The organism is Candidatus Poribacteria bacterium (assembly GCA_026702755.1).
Classification (GTDB): Bacteria; Poribacteria; WGA-4E; order WGA-4E; family WGA-3G; genus WGA-3G.
On the sequence record JAPPBX010000068.1, the window covers coordinates 1 to 19169 of the forward strand.

13 protein-coding genes are annotated in these 19169 nt (G+C 47.2%); 10 read left to right on the forward strand and 3 right to left on the reverse strand.

All coding sequences use genetic code 11. The annotated features are described in order from the left end of the window. The 5 genes from OXH39_12175 to OXH39_12195 form a co-directional block, all read left to right on the forward strand. Positions 1-2250 (forward strand): hypothetical protein (locus OXH39_12175; GenBank protein ID MCY3551207.1); only part of this gene is annotated, 2250 nt, incomplete at its 5' end. A gap of 325 nt (positions 2251-2575) precedes the next feature. Then, on the forward strand, positions 2576-3571 hold the full coding sequence (locus OXH39_12180) for a MotA/TolQ/ExbB proton channel family protein (GenBank protein ID MCY3551208.1): 996 nt from the start codon (positions 2576-2578) through the stop codon (positions 3569-3571). 75 nt (positions 3572-3646) lie between these two features. Beyond that, positions 3647-4099 carry a biopolymer transporter ExbD gene (locus OXH39_12185; protein ID MCY3551209.1) on the forward strand — a complete coding sequence of 151 codons (453 nt, stop codon included), beginning with the start codon at positions 3647-3649 and terminating at the stop codon, positions 4097-4099. Between the two features lie 53 nt (positions 4100-4152). Continuing rightward, entirely contained in the window at positions 4153-4575 is a 423-nt protein-coding gene (locus tag OXH39_12190; protein MCY3551210.1) for a biopolymer transporter ExbD, read from the forward strand. Positions 4576-4829: 254 nt separating this feature from the next. After that, the gene (locus tag OXH39_12195) at positions 4830-5186 is read left to right on the forward strand and encodes a biopolymer transporter ExbD (protein ID MCY3551211.1); all 357 of its coding nucleotides are present in this window, start codon (positions 4830-4832) and stop codon (positions 5184-5186) included. A gap of 216 nt (positions 5187-5402) precedes the next feature. On the opposite strand, the gene gltB is transcribed toward OXH39_12195, so the two are convergent. The 3 genes from gltB to OXH39_12210 all read right to left on the reverse strand — a co-directional run bounded on the left by gltB (position 5403) and on the right by OXH39_12210 (position 13252). Beyond that, positions 5403-9896, reverse strand: coding sequence for a glutamate synthase large subunit (gene gltB, locus OXH39_12200; GenBank protein MCY3551212.1), 4494 nt, complete (start codon positions 9894-9896; stop codon positions 5403-5405). Positions 9897-10335: 439 nt separating this feature from the next. Continuing rightward, positions 10336-11946: a gamma-glutamyltransferase gene (ggt, locus tag OXH39_12205; GenBank protein ID MCY3551213.1), complete on the reverse strand. Its 1611-nt coding sequence runs from the start codon at positions 11944-11946 to the stop codon at positions 10336-10338. A 91-nt stretch (positions 11947-12037) separates the two neighbouring features. After that, entirely contained in the window at positions 12038-13252 is a 1215-nt protein-coding gene (locus OXH39_12210; GenBank protein ID MCY3551214.1) for a transposase, read from the reverse strand. 852 nt (positions 13253-14104) lie between these two features. Between OXH39_12210 and OXH39_12215 the strand changes: the two genes are divergently transcribed. From OXH39_12215 to OXH39_12235, 5 genes are all read left to right on the forward strand, one after another. Continuing rightward, positions 14105-14464: a hypothetical protein gene (locus tag OXH39_12215; protein MCY3551215.1), complete on the forward strand. Its 360-nt coding sequence runs from the start codon at positions 14105-14107 to the stop codon at positions 14462-14464. A gap of 464 nt (positions 14465-14928) precedes the next feature. Next, positions 14929-15228, forward strand: coding sequence for a hypothetical protein (locus tag OXH39_12220; GenBank protein ID MCY3551216.1), 300 nt, complete (start codon positions 14929-14931; stop codon positions 15226-15228). 74 nt (positions 15229-15302) lie between these two features. Further along, positions 15303-15968, forward strand: coding sequence for a hypothetical protein (locus OXH39_12225; protein MCY3551217.1), 666 nt, complete (start codon positions 15303-15305; stop codon positions 15966-15968). Positions 15969-16112: 144 nt separating this feature from the next. Next, entirely contained in the window at positions 16113-17711 is a 1599-nt protein-coding gene (locus OXH39_12230) for a glycosyltransferase family 39 protein (GenBank protein MCY3551218.1), read from the forward strand. A gap of 2 nt (positions 17712-17713) precedes the next feature. Further along, the gene (locus OXH39_12235; protein ID MCY3551219.1) at positions 17714-18610 is read left to right on the forward strand and encodes a glycosyltransferase family 2 protein; all 897 of its coding nucleotides are present in this window, start codon (positions 17714-17716) and stop codon (positions 18608-18610) included. Positions 18611-19169: the final 559 nt, after the last annotated feature.

Sequence of the window (19169 nt, forward strand, 5' to 3'; positions counted from 1 at the left end):
ATTGTCGACGGCTTCAACAAAATGAAATATGATCTTGTTTTTGCCGATCACGATATTGATCCACGTACCGTTCAATCGGTCGTTTTTGATATAATTGTAGCCGGTGATTATAACATTGCTGTCATCGGATTCAGTGATGCGAACAAAGCCGAATCAGATCCGGAAATCCAAGAGTGGATTAAGACCGAAGATGGTCACATCCAGATGCCATATCGTGATGTTATTCAAGCACCTGGCAACTACGGTCAATCCTCAGATTACACCAGTAACCGCTCAAGTCTCCTTGACAATCCGAGCGATTGGGAAGGCGAAGGCAGGCCCCGCAAAATCAGTTATCGCTATGGTGCGGGACGCGCAGCACTCCTCTATGGTCTTGATTTAGAAGGTACTGTCGGCAATGTTTTCGTCCGTGCTCACTACTCTATTAATGGTAAATATAAGCAATATCCGACGATCCCCAAAGATCAGATTGGATTTAGTAGACTTAAGCCGACTATCATAGGTGAAGATGGTGAGGAAGAAACCGGCATTTCCATTGATCCGGCGACAGGTTTGCCGTTAGATGGCAATGGCGTACCCACCTATTCGGAAACCGAAGGTGAGCGCTTTGAAGCCAGATTGGGCGGTGGTGGAACTGATGAAAGCGGTGACGGAGAAATGGGAAGAGAGACCGCATGGTTCGTCCAACTCAAATCTCGTTTCGGGAAGTTGTACCTTGAAGGTGTCTACTACCACATCGATCCGGGTTACACGACAACCTACCTCAACTTTGGTTCTAACACCGATAGAGACCAGCCCTACTCACTGGAGCGTACCCCCGAATCTCAGTCTGAACAAGATCCGTGGGATGAAGTTAATTACGCCCTCATTGAAGATGATGATGATGATGACGATTGGCCGGATGACATTGATTTTGATGGAGTCTTACCGCGCGCCGATGACAGAGACCAGAACGGTGTTTTGGACTTCCAAGAAGACTTCCTCATCTTCGATGCTGATCCACCAGTGTTTACCGATCTCGTCGATCTGAACAACAACGGTACGATTGATTCTCTTGAGGATGATTTTGAACCACAATATGAGTATGGAGTAGACAGGGAAGGCTACCACGTTTTCGCCGAATATGACCTTCTTGATAACCTTTCACTCAAAGTTGGGTGGCTCAACGAAAATGAAGTTTCCAGCCGCCGGCAGAACGACTCCAAATACCTACACGTTACTTATCAACGTGACATTCCGGACTTTGGAACTGTACTTTTCCAAAACCGCTTCGTCCGAGTTCGCGACGATATTCCAGATTACACCATTACCCTTCGTGTTGGCGAGTTAGAGCCTGTTCAAATTTCTGACGAACTTGACTTCTATAATGCTCGTGTGAACACGACAACGCTGCAGTTCCTCTATACTGCTGTTCCCAACCTCACGCTTGAAGCGAAGTTCCTCGTCGTGCTCCAAAAACAGTTTGAACAAGATGAGGCAGACGCGATTTTCTTGGATGTTGAGGGCTCAGGAGACGAAGATGATCCGCTGAATGCTGATCAGCGCGTTGACTTTATGGTACCCGTTGAGCAAGTTCGAGCCGCCGGTGAAAGGCGTGAATTTCCGTTCTATCCAGACCACGGAATTAACGCTCTTGACCCCGAGGACCCGGGCTTAATTTATGATTCTGAAAACTGGAAGAAGCGTCGTTATCCAGAACGGGATATTCGTAACCAGCAGACGATTCTCAAGGCAAGATACGAGATTCCGCTCGGTGACCTCCCCTTCGTTGACAGAATCGGTGAAGATTTGACGCTGACACCGATGGTCAAATATATCTGGGATCGTGCTTTCGATCGCAGTGCGGAAGAAATTGGGGATGCCCTTAACCCACGTCTGTTTGTTCCGACTGATGACGAACCCGTCGAATACTTACGCTTCAACCGTAGAAGTCGTGAGGATGTGCTCGGCGTACGGCTTGACTATCAGTTCACGCAACGAATGAACATTCTCGGTGGTTTCCAATATAGGAAGTTCACTAACCGTGATAATAATTTCAAGAACTATTTGACAAACTTCCCAGAAGATGAGGATGTCCCAGTCCTCTTCCGACCGGACCTGCGAACACGGATATTTGAGGTCCAAGCAATCAACCGCGGTGAATGGCTTGGGTTTAACATTGTTATCCTCGCTGGTTACCGGCGAACCACCATCCTGCTTGACCATACGACGAGTAATACGACGTTTGTCCGAGCAATGATGGGTTTCTAGATGATATTTGGATCACTGGACACGAAGAGATCGTGTCCAGTGATCTTATGTCTCGCAATATTACCCCTGCTGCCATTTTCTGTAATGCCTGAACAAAACGCGTAACTTCTTAAGCACTCAGGTGTTTTTTAATGAAAATGGCGTTGTAAGTGGAAGGAACAGTCCCGAGACCGGACCTATCCAACCTGAAAATTTGTGTAGTTTTGAAACACTCAAATGTTAGCCAAATTGAGTTGTTGGGCGAGGTTCCCACAACACTTTATGAGATGATTTTGAGAGACTTGCCAACGCGCTCGGCAAGTTACCCTAAGGAGGATCAGAACGAATGACTCGTTTAAGTTTGGTGTTAATTTTAATTGCTTGTGTCAGCATGTCTGTCGGCGTTGCCTACGCCCAAGACGCAAGCGGTGGAACTGTCCGAGGTCAAATCGTTGATACAACCACGGCACAGAGCCCAATCGAAGGCGTTCAAGTCAAGATTGTTGCCCAAGGTGGCGAGGAATATGAAGCGACAACGGATGCGAACGGTGATTATGAACGCTCCGGTGTTCCAGCAGGTCGTTACCTCATCAGTATCTATAGAGAAGGATACGGTGATCGGCTTGGTAAACCCGTTACAGTTGTTAATGGTGGTGACCACTTCGTGCCACTGAAGATGACCAAGAAAGACAATATCATTACTTTCTTCCAGAAGTTCGGATTTGTGTTCTGGCCGCTCGCGCTTTGTTCCATTACGGCATTGACTTTCATTATTGAAAGGCTTTTCACCTTTGTCCGGAACCGCTCTCGAATTGGAACCGAACAGTTTATCGCCAGTATTGCTGATTCACTACGTAAAGAGAACATTATGGAAGCCGTTTCCACTTGCGAAGAAGCTGGTGGACCGCTTGCGAATGTCCTTAAAGCAGGATTGCTGCGATACAGCCAAGCCCAAATTGAGGAACGCGATATTAGCAAAGAAGAAATTCAGGAAGCCATTGAGGAGGCAAGCCTCCTTGAAATTCCTGAGCTGGAAAGGAACCTACCGGTTCTTGGTACAGTTGCAGTCGTTTCTCCGCTGTTTGGTTTGCTCGGAACAGTTACAGGTATGATTAGTGCGTTTACAACAATCGCGCTTGAGGGTACTGGTGACCCGCAGCAGCTCGCCGGTGGTATCTCACAGGCACTTCTCACAACTGCTGCTGGCTTGACAGTTGCTATTCCTTGCCTGATTTTCTTCCAACTCTTCGATAGCTGGGTTAACAGACACATGGTTGAGATCTCTCAGGTTTCTACCGAGATCGTGAACCAGCTGATTGTTGGTGAAGGCGGCGACGCTTAGTCTATTCTTGGAATGGAACGGGTGGGTGTTTCACTCGCCCCTTCTAATTCTTATTAATGAGAAAGGAGATTCTGAATGGCACAAGTCAACGGAGACCAGAAATTGAGTCTGCTTGCGACCAAGATTCGGGAACGCAAACCACCAACGCTCAGTATGGCCCCTATGATTGATTGTGTGTTTTTGCTCTTGATCTTCTTCATGGTCTCAACAACCTTTTCGCCGATTCCAGGTCTTCGGGTGCAGCTACCCCCACCGGGGAAACCATCGCCCGATAAAACGAAAGGATTGACCGTCCGAATCGCGAACCCGGAACCTGGCGATGACAGAGGCACTATGGTGCTAAATGATGAGGTTGTCCAGATTGATGAAATGTTCAATAGGTTCATCAACGCTCCTGATGAAGCGACAAGCATGCTGATTATCCAATCCGAGCGAGACGTGCTTCATGAGCAGATTGTGCAAGTGATGGATATCGCGAAACAGGCAGGTATAGATAAAATCGGGTTCGCTATTGTTGCGAGAGACTGACGTATCTCACGCGATAGTAATAGCCCTTCACTCTCTATAGAAGGAAAATTCAGATGGCTTTGAACATGTCTCGACGGAAGAAAACAGGCGATGATGATGACATTCCGATGGCACCAATGATTGATTGTGTGTTTTTGTTGCTCATCTTCTTCATGGTGTCTGCTGTCATGAAAGCTCAACCGCCTTTCACCATCACCTTACCCGATTCCGCAACAAAGCACGAATTTACACGGAAGAAGTTCAATCTCTTCATTAGCCCTGACGGACGGATTTCGATTGATGATCAAGAGATGCTGACCCTGGAAGATATGGAACTGTTCATTGCAGCCCACGAAAACCAGATCAGCACCTTAATTATCAAGGCAGATAAGCGTGCAAAACACGGTGTTGTCATTGACGTGGTAGAACGAGCGAAACAGCGCTCCAGTAAAACGGAGGGGCTTGAAATCGCTTTCGCGGTCTCGGAAGAAGACTGAGGACTGCACAATGCAGTTAATAAAAAAGGCAGCTTCGGCTGCCTTTTTTTTTACCTAATAATCGATATCCCTGTAAAACGTACTAACCAGAAGAATCATCTGAAGAACACGCGTAACCTCATAAACTTTCAGGTGTTTTAAGACTAACTATAGTTTGGACAATTTCATCCTGTTAGGCCTTCCGAATAGGTGTTAGCAATAATGTAAATGAAACGTTATTCTTTGGTACTTGTCTAAGTCTAAGGAGAATTCAGATGGCTTTGAACATGTCTCGACGGAAGAAAACAGGCGACGATGATGGAATTCCGATGGCACCAATGATTGATTGTGTCTTCTTGTTGCTTATTTTCTTCATGGTATCTGTTGTCATGCGGGTTCCCCCGCCTTTTACTGCCACTTTACCGAATTCCGCAACTAAGCATGAGTCCACAGGGCAGAAGTTTAATCTCTTCATTAGCCCTGACGGACGGATTTCGATTGATGATCAGGAGATGTTGACACTGGAAGATATGGAACTTTTCATTGCAGCCCATGAAAACCAAGTCAGCACCCTAATTATCAAAGCAGGTAAGCGTGCAAAACACGGGGTCGTTATTGATGTCGTAGAATGAGCGAACAATGCTCCAATAAAACGGAGGGGCTTGAAATCGCTTTCGCGGTCTCGGAAGAAGACTGAAGACTGCAACGCAGTTAACAAAAAAGGCAGCTTCGGCTGCTTTTTTCTCTCATACGGAAGAGCGAGGTTACAAACCTCGCCAGCGGTAGCGGGAAGGATGAGGTTACAAACCTCGCCAGCGGTAGCGGGAAGGGCACTGACATAAAAGGCTTTAACGTTTTCGTGCTCTCCGCGATGCAGCTCTCCGTTTAAGTTTAACTGGTGCGGGAAGAGGTGGCGGTGGCGGTGTCACAACTTTCCAAAAGTGTGGCAGGAAATCCTCCCAATTGGTGAGGATGTCTTCAGCGTGTTCACTGCCGGTGTATACCGCATGATTCTGTATAAGTGCCAGCAAGTTTTTAATATCAGTTTCACCGGTCACTTTTTCCAGTTTTACCCAATCGGAGTTGTACTTTTTCTCGAATTGCTCTTCCTTGTCAAGGATATACGCGGTACCGCCCGTCATGCCTGCTCCAAAGTTCCTACCTGTTTCGCCCAGGATTACAACGGTCCCTGCGGTCATGTACTCGCATCCGTGGTCGCCAACACCTTCCACAACAGCAGTGGCACCACTATTTCGGACACAGAAGCGTTCACCGGCTCTGCCTGCTGCATAAAGTGCCCCACTTGTAGCACCGTACAAGACTGTATTTCCAATAATTGCATTTTCATAAGTTCGGAACGGTGCAGTTGACGTGGGTTTGATAATAAGTTCTCCACCCGCCAGCCCTTTACCTACATAATCATTGGCTTCTCCGGTCAGCACAAATTGCACACCGCTGATACAGAAAGCACCGAAACTTTGCCCTGCGCTGCCCTTAAAGTCGCACTGAATCGTTCTATCAGGCAAGCCAGCATCGCCATAGCACCCTGCAATTTCACCGGATAACTTCGCTCCCACTGTGCGGTGCGTATTCTGGATAGGATAGGAAAGTTGAATTGATGTTTTTTGCGCGATTGCTTGCTTTGCATCCGCCAAAATTTGATCATCGAGAGAAACGCCATCGCGATCATTTCGCTCCTGCAGGTGATAACGTGGTTGTGTTCCAGTTGGATCCGCAGGTGTCAGGATTTCACTCAAGTCCAGCGTGTCCGCCTTCGGATAATCTGCTAAATCGGCAGGTTGAAGCAGCTCTGGACGCCCAATAATATCGTTCAAACTTCGGTGTCCAAGATTAGCAAGAATGGCTCGGACCTCGTTTGCCACACCAAGCATGAAATTTACAACCATTTCAGGGGTGCCGGGATATTTCGCACGGAGAGCTGGATCTTGGGTAGCGACACCGACTGGACAGGTATTTAAGTGGCACTGACGTGCCATCACACACCCCGTTGCCACCATTGCTATTGTCCCGAAGCCGTATTCTTCTGCTCCGAGCATCGCAGCGATGACAATATCACGTCCAGAACGCATGCCACCGTCCGCCCGTAATACCACGCGATCCCGCAACTCATTCGTTACAAGCGAGCGTTGTGTTTCCGCGATTCCAAGTTCCCACGGCGTGCCTGCGTTCTTAATGGAGCTAAGCGGAGAAGCACCGGTGCCTCCTTCATGCCCGCTTACCTGTATTACATCAGCATACCCCTTTGCTACGCCTGATGCAATCGTTCCAACCAGAAATTCAGATACCAGTTTCACAGCGACTTTTGCTCGCGGGTTTGCTTGCTTCAGATCGTAGATGAGTTGTGCCAAATCCTCAATGGAATAGATATCGTGATGCGGCGGTGGTGAGATCAGTGGTACACCGGGTACAGAGTGTCGAATAGAGGCAATCTCGGCTGTTACTTTATGCCCAGGGATCTGTCCACCCTCTCCGGGTTTCGAGCCTTGCGCCATCTTGATTTCCAATTCCCGTGCCGAGGCGAGGTAGGTCGGTGTGACACCAAAACGTCCAGATGCGACCTGTTTGATAGCACTGGAGGCAAGGTCTCCGTTGGGTTGTGGTTTGAAGCGCGCGCTACTCTCACCGCCTTCTCCACTTCCTGATTTCGCCCCGAGGCGATTCATCGCTACTGCTAAGGTCTCATGTGTCTCACGACTTAACGCTCCAAAGGACATACTACCGGTTGTAAAACGCCGAACAATATCTTCTGCTGGTTCAACCTCCTCAATCGGAATGGGCGTGCTGGGCTTGAAGGCGAGGAGGTCTCGTAGACTGGAGGGTTCTCCCTCTTCAATAGCGGCAACGTATTTCTCATAATCCTCCGATTCACCGCCCTTGACAAATTTGTGAAGTGATTTAAACACTGCCGGATTGAACGCATGGAATTCGCCGTTTCTACGGAATCGGAAATAGCCTGCTTCTTCTAACGATGTGTCGCCATCGCTCCCGGAAAACGCTTTTGTGTGGAAATGGAGCGTCTCAGCGGCAATTTCATCAAACCCGATGCCGCTTAGGCGCGAAGTGGTCCCTGTAAAGCACTTATCAATGACCGTTGCATTGATCCCGAGTGCCTCAAAAATCTGGGCACCGCGGTAACTCGACACCGTCGAGATCCCCATCTTTGCCATAATCTTTAGGATCCCTTTCTCGACAGTTTCTTTATAAGTTTCAATGGCTTTCGGTGCTGTGAGCTCTTCAAATTCACCATCCTCAGCAAGGTGAGCGATAGTTGAGAACGCGAGATAAGGATTGATTGCAGCTGCCCCGTAACCGAGGAGAACAGCGAAATGGTGTTCTTCCCTTGCATCACCGGTTTCGGCGATGAGGCTTGCGCGCATCCGCTTGCCTTCTCGAATCAGATGGTGATGGACAGCACCGACAGCAAGTGCCATCGGAATTGGTGCGGTATCAGGACCGACATCCTTGTCGCTTAGCACAAGCAGGGTTTTCCCAGCATCGACTGCCTCGGAAGCCTGCTGGCACAATTCTTCCAACGCGGCTCCTAAGCCTTGTTTGCCAGAGGCTACCGGGAAACAAGCAGGGAGTGTCGCTATTTGAAAATCGGGTATATCAAGATTTCGTAACGCTTGTAAATCCTCATTTGTCAAGACAGGTGAAGATAACCGGATGAGTCGCGCATGTACGTCTGTCTCTGTGAGTAAACTGTACCGTCGTCCGAGGTAAGTCGTGAGCGACATCACCAAACGTTCCCGGATTGAATCAATGGGTGGATTTGTAACCTGCGCGAAACGTTGCTTGAAATAACTGTAGAGCGAACGGGGATGCCGAGAAATCACAGAAGGAGGTGTGTCATCCCCCATTGAACCGACGGCTTCCTTAGCCTGCGTTACCATTGGCTTGATAAATCGTTCGACATCCTCAATCATATAGCCGAAAGCCTTCTGGTATGTCGCCAGTTGCTCAGGAGCGGTATCTATCGTTGTGTTCGGATCAGTCTTTTGCGTTGGGAGCGTCACGATGCCTTTCTTTACCCATTCGGCATAGGGTTTCCGCTTGGCAATATTATGTTTAATCTCCGAATCTTTTATCAATTTCCCATGTGCTGTGTCAACAGCAATCATCTGCCCGGGTCCCAAACGCCCTTTCTCGACGACACTATTATCATCAAGTCCAATGATACCAACTTCGGATCCCATAACAACGGTTCCGTCTTCTGTGACTTTATAGCGTGCGGGCCGTAGTCCGTTTCTATCCAGACTTGCGCCGACGACAACGCCGTCTGTAAACGCGACCGCTGCTGGTCCGTCCCAAGGTTCACTGACACATGAAAGGTACTCATAGCAGTTTTTCAACACGTCCGGCATATCTGGAATCTGCTCATACGCTTCAGGAATTAGACACATCATAGCATGTAGGATATCACGTCCAGAGTGCGTTAGCAACTCCAAGACGTTATCCAAGCTCATTGAATCACTTCCGTGTTGATTGATAATTGGGACGAGTTTCTGGATATGTTCGTTCCAGAGAGGGGACTGCAAGTCGGCTTCGCGCGCTCGCATCCAATTGCGATTGCCCATCAAGGTGTTGATTTCACCGTTGTGTGCAAGCGTATGAAAGGGTTGGGCAAGCATCCACGTAGACGAGGTATTGGTGCTGTAGCGTTGGTGGAAAACAGCAAGTGCTGCCTGAAAATCCGGATCTCTTAGATCTGGATAAAAGTGATCAAGTTGGGGTGCTACCAGCAATCCTTTATAGACAATGGTTCGATGCGAAAAAGAGGCGATATGGAATTCATCGAGTTCGGTCGCTGAGACACGATGTTCTAACTCTTTGCATATCAGATACAAGCGTTGTTCAAAAGCGTCATCGGTAAGTTGCTCTGGCCGTCCGACCAATACCTGTTGAATCTCCGGCAGCGTTTCGAGCGCCTTAGCACCGAGTGCGGAAAGATCCTGAGGGACTGAACGCCATCCGAGGAGCGGAACACCGTATTGCTGTAGTATGCTTTCAACGATTTCGCGCCCTTGCGTCTGAGCATCCTGGTCGTGCCTTGGCAGGAAAATCATTCCGATGCCCATGTCATTTATCGAATTCAGGTGTATACCAAGCTTCTCAAGTGCTTTTTGAAATATTTTCTCCGGAATTTGTGTTAGAATACCTGCGCCATCGCCTGTCTTTGCATCAGCGGCTACGGCACCTCGGTGCGTCAGGTTTGTGACAGCTTGTGTTGCCATTTTAATAATTTCATGGCTCCGATTTCCGAAACGGTTCGCAACAAAACCAACGCCACAAGCATCTTTTTCTTTTAAATCATTATACATTTGTAAATTGACTCTCCATACATCCTTCTATAATTTCTTTTGCATTGGCATTGTAGAGCGGCCGCTCAATTCCAGATGATTCCATATTTAATCTGCCGAGCGAGGTTTGCGTGCCTTAGCCCCACCCTTTTCCCAAGGGTACAAACAATCGAAAAACGGACTTCGCTTTCAAGGTTGGATAGGGTGTTTCGCACGGTTTACATCGGACGCTGACTACTTGTATCCTGCCAGAGGTAGCGCGCCCCAAGGCAAGAGTGCCTTTGGAATCAACGGCGATCAGCGATCGCGTTACTGATGATTCGCGACCGGTTTGGCGGGCTTACATGCTTCGGTTCGGTTCTCAATTTTTGAGTCAAAACCGTTTGCGAGTTTTAATATTATACCTTAATTCAAGCCAAAAGTCAAGAAATTCGCTAAACTGAACCTCCGTATTTTCTCGTTAATAGCCGACTGCACACCCATCTCGTCTTGGATCTGAACCGGCGACAAGCGTGTCAAAGGATGGGTTGACGAAGATCGCTTGCCCGCCGCCAAAAAACGTGTTCCCCGGTATGATATGATGTCCTTTCTGTGCCAACGTGGCTTGTACATTCATCGGAATGCCTGTCTCCAGCATAATCCGCGAGTCATCCATCACCCGGAATCGAGGTGCGTCTAACGCGTTTTGTACGTCCATATTGAAATCTACGAGATTGGACACAAATTGGAGGTGCCCTTGTGCTTGCATTTGTCCACCCATGACCCCGAATGTCACTAAGGGAACGCCGTTTTGCCCGATCATACCGGGGATAATCGTGTGCAGCGTGCGTTTATGTGGAGCGATACAATTCGCATGGTTAGGGTTGAGTGAAAAACCCGCGCCCCGATTTTGTAACATGATACCTGTATCACCAGCAACTAAACCTGACCCAAAACCGGCGAAGATACTGTTGATGAAGGAGACAACGTTTCGATCGCTGTCAACCGCGCAGAGATACACCGTATCACTCCCCATTGACGGAACACCGGGAGTTGGTGTCATATTCGCCCGTCCCGGCGAGATACGCGCTCGCTGACTCTCCGTATAATCGTTGGAAAGCAGCCCAGCTACCGGTACATCTACAAACGTCGGATCTGTCACGTATTGGTAGAGATCGGAGAAGCCTAATTTCATTGCCTCAATTGCGTAGTGTAGATGTTCCGGAGTGTTATGCCCCATCGTTCCGAATTCAAAGCCTTCAACGATATTGAGTGCGAGTAGTGCAGCGATACCCTGTCCATTTGGTGGAATTTCATAGACATCGTAGCCCCGATAATTCGTAGAAATCGGTTCAACCCAATCCGATCTGTGTTCAGCGAAGTCCTGTTTTGTAAACAGCCCGCCGTTTTCATCGGAGAACTTCACAATTTTATCAGCAATCTCGCCTTCATAAAAGGCATCTCGACCGCCTTCTGCAATCAGTCGAAAGGTCTGTGCGAGATTCGGTTGGTGAAAGATTTCTCCTGGTGCTGGTGCTTTTCCATTGTTGAGGTATGTCCGCGCCGTATCGGGATGCTGTGCCAACATTGCCGCGCTTTCTTGCCACGCGAGACCAATCTGTGGACTGACTGGGAACCCTTTTTCTGCATAATCAATAGCAGGTTGCAGTACTTCTGCTAATGGCATGGTTCCACACTCTTTAAGAAGTGTTGACCACCCATCAATTGTGCCCGGCACTGTAACCGGATACATACTCCCGAAAGAAGGGATACTGGTTAACCCTTGCTTGGTAAAGAATTCCAGTTCTGCTGCGTAGGGTGCCCGACCACTTGCGTTTAAGCCGCGAAGAACACCGTCTTTGGGTTGGTAAACCAGCATGAAGGCATCCCCACCAATACCGGTTGACATCGGCTCAACGACGTTGAGTATCGCTGCCATCGCGACCGCAGCGTCAATAGCGTTTCCACCCTCGCGTAGGATTTGTAATCCGCCTTGCGCAGCAAGCGGTTGGCTCGTTGCGACTGCCCCATGTTGGCAGATGACAGCAGAACGTCCAGGTCCAAATTGGTTTGGGGAGTACCCATCAAACATGCTTTATCTCCTCGTTTAAAACCGTGCAATCCACTATAGCATAAGCGACTGCTTTTTTGACATACTCCCACAGCTAAAGCAGTGGGATTCTCTAAGAATCCGTTGCTTTTCTGTGTGGATCGTGGGGTATAGACTTCGGACGAAGTCTACAAGGTCCGCTTGCGATCGCAAGTCTTACATCCTCTAACCCAAAGGTTGATGCCCCAACCTTAAGTATATTGATCGCCGCGTTAACATCCCGATGATGTTTGCGCTTGCAACCTGAACACTGCCACTCACGGATGTCTAACGTTATCAACATATCTATTTGTCCGCAGTCGCTACACGTTTTTGATGTTGGCTCAAATCTATCAATGTAGCAGACTTGCTTGCTGTGCTTTTTCGCTTGGTGTCGCAACTTCAGATGAAATGCGTATGGCGCAAGATCGGAGACTTTACGTCCCCAAAGGCGTTTCATACCTTCAAAGGAAAGCGTCTCAAAAAACAGCACATCGTATTGATGGACAAGCTGCTTCGCAAGTTTCCAATGATGGTTTTCACGCTGTCGTCTGATTTTACGATGAACACGGGCAAAGTTCTTGCGTTCTCGCTCTCTGTTGTTGCTGCCTTTTTGCTTGCTTGACATCTTCTGTTGAGCAGACTTGAGTTCTGACTGTGCAGTGCTATAGAATGCTGGGGACTCGCGTTGTGTACTATCAGAACAAGTGAACATCGTTTTGATGCCGAAGTCGTACCCTGCAGCTTTACCCGTCTTGGGTGTGACTTCGGTTGCGATATGGTCTGTTACAACGGACATATAGAAATCTCCAAGCACATCTGCTTTGACTATGACAGTCTTGATATTTCCGAGTATCGGGCGACTGAGATTAAAACGGTAGTCGCGTTTCATAATCCGAACGCGATCACCATAGATACCAAACCCTAAATCGCCTTCCTCGGGATCCGCAAACTTGAAACCCGATTGGCACATCGTGAACGAGTAAGGTTTTCGCCATGACCGAAACTTTGGAGGACGTTTGGCAAGACCTTTAAAGAAACGCACATAACCTTCATTCAGGCGTTTGAGAATCTCACGCGCTGACCACGTATTGAGTTCTCTCCAATGTGCAAATATTTCAGGATGCGAGTTCTTTAGTACGGTAAACTCACGCGACATCTCCTTGAAAGACATATAGGGCAACCCCAGGGCATGACGGGTGCGTTGCCAACCTAAGAAATAGTTCCATATTGTGTGTGCTATCCACGTCTTGCGTTTTAAGTTCCGATTGCGTGGCGCACGGAAAAGTTTGTAATTTGTGGTATACATGGTGCTTCCTTTACATGGTGATACCGCTTCCAAACGGGGCGGTGGCACTCCCTCGCAGGAGGTGGAATCCACCGCTACCATGTAGTATAAGTATACCACATTTTTAGGCAAAAATTAAATGTTTTTTGGACTTCTGCCCGGGCGTTACCCATTCGACCCAAAGCTAAAGCAGTGGGCTTGTTAGACAATGCCCGTCAAATTTAGCGACACGGAGGGTCAGAATCTGAATCAGGATTTACAAGATTTTAGGATTTGCAGGATTGAAAGATGGGAAGATTTGTTAGGTGGGCGTGGGTTTATCGCAAAAATTGGACTGCAATAAAAAAATTGTTGTATTTTATTTTGTTTTTTGGTATACTATTTTTCGGCATCCGGAAAATCCGTTTATATATGGATTGAATGGTTGGGCGAGAATAGTAGTCTCCCCAACCGCGGCACTGCCAAACGGAGCTTGTCAGTGCTGGTTTAAGCATATCATATATCTCGTTTGATGTCACTGATATTCTAAACAAGCGTCGTGGTTTTATTTGGTTTTCTTCGGAGGATCGGGTATCATCGCGAATGGACGTTGGAGACGGATTGCTGGGGTAGTCCCACTACCTCCCGTCTCCGCCCATCTGGCAATATGGGTATGCGTCTGAGAATTCACAATCTCCAGACTCTAAAATAATAAATAGTTATCAGAGGAATAGTCGTCAGTTATTAGTACGATTTTTCTGCGAAAAATCTTTCAGTTATCAGAGTTAGGAGTTGCGACTGGGAGGTCGCTCCTACAAAGAAACCTTTTACGGATCGCTGACAACTCTCACTGCGAGACAAACTGATAACCAATCCAAAGGATTTTATTTTTTTATGTCATCTGTTGACCGATTCAATCCGCGTGAACTTTTGCGGTTTCGGTATGATCTGGATATTCCTGCTTTTGTCCAGACGGCGGTACAGCATAACCTCAATAAGGAGGAGGTTTTGCTCTACCTTCATATCATCACCAATACACTCGACGGAACGGAAAAGATGTGGCGATTTGTGCCCGTTGCCAAGCGGGAGGATTTAACCCGCAACGAGATTCTCGTCTGGCTTCACCTCTCATACGGCGGACTGCTCGACCCAACGCATCTCAGCCGGAAACTCCGTATCCCACCCGGATTTGCTGAGAATGCGCTTGCTGCTTTGGAGGAGAAGGGGATTATTGAAGACGGGCACGTGCTTTGATGATTGTCTAAAGCAGGATTTACAGATTGGTGGTGCTGAAAACACCCATCAACAGGGAGACACCTGCCATAACTGGACTATGACACTGCTACTTTATTTGTGAACCTGTTACGAGAGCGGCTCATAGGAAAAATCGCCAAGCACGTTAAGATATGAAAAGACAAAAACATCAATAGAACATGAATAGAAAAAAACTTGACTTTTTTTCGCATTTTTTCTATAATATCTTTCGTACTTGGTAGTCTCCTCTGTTTTCAGAGGTGCGCCGAGGGTATAACCACTACCCACCGGCGCGGCACTGCCATAACTGGACTATGACAGCGTTAGCCTAATTGTATCAAAAAATACTCTATTTTGCGAGACTTTTAGGTTAGCATCTTATACAACAATGGATTGCCAAGAACGCAACACGCCTTACCGTTTGCATTCCAAAAGCAATCCACGAAAAATAAGGAGATTTCAGAATGAAATTCTCAACACTTCAAATGGTTACCATTATTTCTATCCTCGCCGTCGGATTTATGACAGCTGCACCATTCGTTCAAGTGACTGAAGCCGAGGGTGATGCACACTTTTATGTGACAATTATGTTTGAGATGATAGAAATTAAGTGCACCGAGTGTGGCGTCCCTTACGCAGAGCGTCTCGACAACTGGTATTTTACATTGGCAGGTCATGATGACGGATTGCCCCACATTACTTTTAAGAGAGTTATTGGCTTTGAAGAGGCGGGGATGTGCCTTGGTTGTGCTATTTCCTCATGAATTTCTTTGGAGAAACCAATACCTACTACCTGTAAACGCTATAGGTGTTGGTTTCTTCAATAAGGAGAAACCTTATGAAAAGAGTCATTTTCACTGCTCTATTTTTAATCGTTCTTGGCTCCGCTTGGATGTTGTACTTAGAGTATAGTAACAAACGTTTTGTGGAAAATCTTCCAAAAGTACGTCCTACCTCCACACTATCCGTTAACACTAATACCGAAAACACAGAATCAGGAAACAGCAATATCACCGATGTAGATTCTGTGCTTTCTGAAACCGTACCTGACAACTCCCACGCTGAGAGTGAACACGTGCATCCACACACGGATATGCCAGAACTAACAGTCGAAGAAATGAGAGTTCCAATTGAGGTACCACTCGCAGAATTAGAAGAACTACAAAACGATGACACAACAGAGAATTTTGAATCACCGGAACCCATGGCTGAGGAGTATGTAAGAGCAAGGGAAACACTCGAACGTATTTATATGAATCCTGAAAATTGGCTGAAGGGACGGCGGGGCAAGGTTGGCTCTATACTTGGTTTGACTTATGCAGACGCTCTCGCAGCTGCCGAAGCATATTACCTCCTGTATCCAACCGAAGAACACAAGATTATGTTAGAGATAACGAGAAAACTTCCAATGTTGCCTAAGAGTGTTACACCGCCTCCAAATCTTGAAGAGGATTATGAGGCTATACCACTAAAGCGTGGTTACACACTCTACCGCCCTAAATAATTCCTAAATATGGAGTTTTTCCAAGACGAAACGCAGCCTCGTGTACGAAAGGTTGCCCTCCTTTTTTTAGGTGTGTGCTTCTTCACTCTTGCATGCTTGCCTCGGTTATTCTCTTTAGACGCGCACTGGTCCAGTGATGAAGCAATGTGGCTTCGTCAAAGTGCGCAGTTCATGTCTGCTGTCAAAAACGGAGAATTCTCCGAAACCGGCATCGCTTATCACCCAGGTGTAACAACGATGTGGCTTGCGGGACCCCGTACCTTTTTTACGGATCCACCACATTTAGATGTTAAAGACCTTGTCTTTGCACGATGGTTTATCGGAATTATTGTATGGATAGGCATTGGTATTGCATGTCTTTTACTTTATCGACTCTTCGGGCAGTGGATAGCATTCACTAGTTTTGTCTGTCTTGCCTATTCGCCTTTCTTTTTAGCACAGACCCGGAGAGTCATGACTGATGCACTTGCCACCGTCTTTATTCTGTTACTGGTGTTACTGTTCCTGCTTTATTGTCAAAATCGGCACAGCCATCGCTATCTTGTTTTTTCGGGGGTCGCCTTTGGGCTCGCGCTACTTTCCAAAAGTCACACCCTGATTCTGTTGCCATGGATACTGCTATGTTTGTTTCTATTTTGGGAGAAACAGACTGGAAACTTTTGGACATCTCTTGCAGAAGGGATCTGTTTTCTCAATTGTGCTGCTCTCACCGTCCTTGGCCTTTGGCCCGTTTTCTGGACCCCCAGTTTTGGAATCACAGGATTAGGGCTTTTCGGACTCACCTTTGCCGTATTCCGTGGCATGGAAAAGGAACGTTGTTCAATTTGGATCGTAGGGATAGCAGTAGCAGGACTACTCCTTACCTATGTGCAAGCAATCCCGAAGATATCGAGTGTCCTTGAGAGCATAACTTGGGCTGTCACAACACCACACGAAGTGGAACACTTCTTTTTAGGGAAGGTTATCAACGACCCTGGTTGGCTCTTCTACCCCTTCGTGCTGACCATCAAGAGCACACCGTTGATGCTGCCACTTGCGATTCTTGGATGTATCCTACTTTGGAAACACCGGAAAGAGTCAGCGGAGACATCCACACATTTCAAAACAGGAATCGCCTTTGTTGCTGGGATACTGCTTTTTACTATCTGCCTCTCTGCCACAAGCAAAAAGTTCAACCGTTATCTGTTGCCTGTTTTCCCGATGTTGGAGATACTTGCAGCTATCGGGTTAGTAGAGGGACTCAAATGGAGTTACACGGCACTTCGTACACGTTTTCGGAACGACAAAATCGCCACATACAAAGAAACACTCACTGTTATTGCCTGTATCGGATTCTTTTGTATTCAGGTATTTCCTGTTCTCGCACGCCATCCGTATTACGGCACCTACTATAATCTCTGCTGGAAAACAACGGACATTACAAGAATTATCACCGTCGGTGATGCCTCTGGCTTGGATATCGCCGCAAAATATCTTAATAACAAACCAGAAGCACAGGATCTTTTCGTAGAAGTATCACCGTTGGCTGCAGAGTTTATGTGGTACTACTTCCAAGGATACAGCTATAGTACAGGTAGAAGTATAGGACTTAAACCAAATTATGAAGTCGTCTACATCCGCGATTCACAAGTTAAACGGGTACCGCAGGAAGGAACGCGGGGCGGACAATTAGAACACATGATAACCCTAAACAGTATTGAACACGTTTGGATATACCGGATTCCACGTAAAGAAGCCCCTTAACTATGCTTTCGTTTGTTATTCCAGCCTATAATGAAGCCAAGTCCCTGCCGACGCTGCTCGCAAACATACAAGCGACCATAAAAACGCACGGATATAGCGCAGAAGTCATTTTTATCAATGATGGCAGCACCGATGCAACCGCAAAAGTTCTAAACAAACTTGCCTCTGAATCGCTCCTATGTGTTCATGTGATCGACTTCAAGAGCAACCGAGGCAAAGCGGAAGCACTAACTGCCGGTTTTCAGAAAGCCATTGGCGACATCGTGATCACCATGGATGCTGACCTCCAAGATGACCCTAACGAGATCCCCAAGTTGTTAGAGACACTTCATAACGGGGGTTACGATGTTGTCTCTGGGTGGAAATACCCACGCAAAGATCCACTTGAAAAACGTTTCATCTCTTTTATCTTCAACCGCGTCACCTCTCTGCTTACAGGTATCAAACTCCATGACATCAATAGTGGATTCAAAGCATACCGTGCGGAGGTTGCCAAGAAACTAAACCTCTACGGAGACTTAAATCAGTACATCCCCATCTGGGTGAGTGCGGAGGGTTTTTCTGTCGGTGAGGTAAAAGTCAAGCACCATCCCCGGCGGTTTGGGAAGTCAAAATACGGATTCAAGCGGATACCAAAAGGCTTTTTTGACTTACTTACGGTGCTGTTTTTAACGAGATACAAAAAACGCCCGATGCACTTCTTCGCAGGCATTGGCAGTCTCTTTGCTTTCACGGGCTTCGTCCTTCTTGCCGGACGGGAGGCTTTATACTTTTTCCCCATCATTGAACGCCACGGCACAACATTCGGGATTGCGGGCGGACTCTGCATCCTCACGGGACTACTGCTTGCTGCGATGGGGTTATTGGGAGAATTGATTATCGCATTGAGTAAAGAATGAACCCTCTGTCAATACATACGCAAAACCGACACCGCCAGCAGTCTCTCCTTGCATGTCTGCCTCACAGGCAACGCGCGTTGCGCTGCTCTGTCGTGTCTGGATGCTATCCGCTGAGATTCTTTTAGCAGTCATATTATCATACGCTCGAAGACATCTATGAGCAGAGCGACATAGATGAAGTGTCCCTTGAGACGGACGTAGGTAATATCGCCAACCCAGACCTGATGGCATCGACAGATGTCAAGTGTTTTGAGGCGATTCCCCGAGGTATTCTATGTTTAAACGTATTATGAAATGGCTGTTAAACTACGGTATAGCAGCGATGTGTTTGTGGCTTCCTTATTGGATAACAGGCGACTCAAAGCTGAGTTCAAGACCACTTTTGTTTGTTATCGTATTTAGGGGTGTTTTATGGATGCTAACTGCCTTCGTAATACAGGGCATTTGGTGGGGTCTAAAAACACTCTATAAATTTGTGTTTAGCACTCCTGAATCAGAGTAGTCTACCTCTGCCGATAGTTATTTAACTGGCATGCTACGAGTTTTTACTTGTAGCATG

Bases quoted from the DNA above. Each gene is read 5' to 3' on its own strand.
- OXH39_12180 (MCY3551208.1), top strand. From the start codon at position 2,576: ATGACTCGTTTAAGTTTGGTGTTAATTTTAATTGCTTGTGTCAGCATG.
- OXH39_12185 (MCY3551209.1), top strand. From the start codon at position 3,647: ATGGCACAAGTCAACGGAGACCAGAAATTGAGTCTGCTTGCGACCAAG.
- OXH39_12190 (MCY3551210.1), top strand. From the start codon at position 4,153: ATGGCTTTGAACATGTCTCGACGGAAGAAAACAGGCGATGATGATGAC.
- OXH39_12195 (MCY3551211.1), top strand. From the start codon at position 4,830: ATGGCTTTGAACATGTCTCGACGGAAGAAAACAGGCGACGATGATGGA.
- gltB (MCY3551212.1), bottom strand. From the start codon at position 9,896: ATGTATAATGATTTAAAAGAAAAAGATGCTTGTGGCGTTGGTTTTGTT.
- ggt (MCY3551213.1), bottom strand. From the start codon at position 11,946: ATGTTTGATGGGTACTCCCCAAACCAATTTGGACCTGGACGTTCTGCT.
- OXH39_12210 (MCY3551214.1), bottom strand. From the start codon at position 13,252: ATGTATACCACAAATTACAAACTTTTCCGTGCGCCACGCAATCGGAAC.
- OXH39_12215 (MCY3551215.1), top strand. From the start codon at position 14,105: ATGTCATCTGTTGACCGATTCAATCCGCGTGAACTTTTGCGGTTTCGG.
- OXH39_12220 (MCY3551216.1), top strand. From the start codon at position 14,929: ATGAAATTCTCAACACTTCAAATGGTTACCATTATTTCTATCCTCGCC.
- OXH39_12225 (MCY3551217.1), top strand. From the start codon at position 15,303: ATGAAAAGAGTCATTTTCACTGCTCTATTTTTAATCGTTCTTGGCTCC.
- OXH39_12230 (MCY3551218.1), top strand. From the start codon at position 16,113: ATGTGGCTTCGTCAAAGTGCGCAGTTCATGTCTGCTGTCAAAAACGGA.
- OXH39_12235 (MCY3551219.1), top strand. From the start codon at position 17,714: ATGCTTTCGTTTGTTATTCCAGCCTATAATGAAGCCAAGTCCCTGCCG.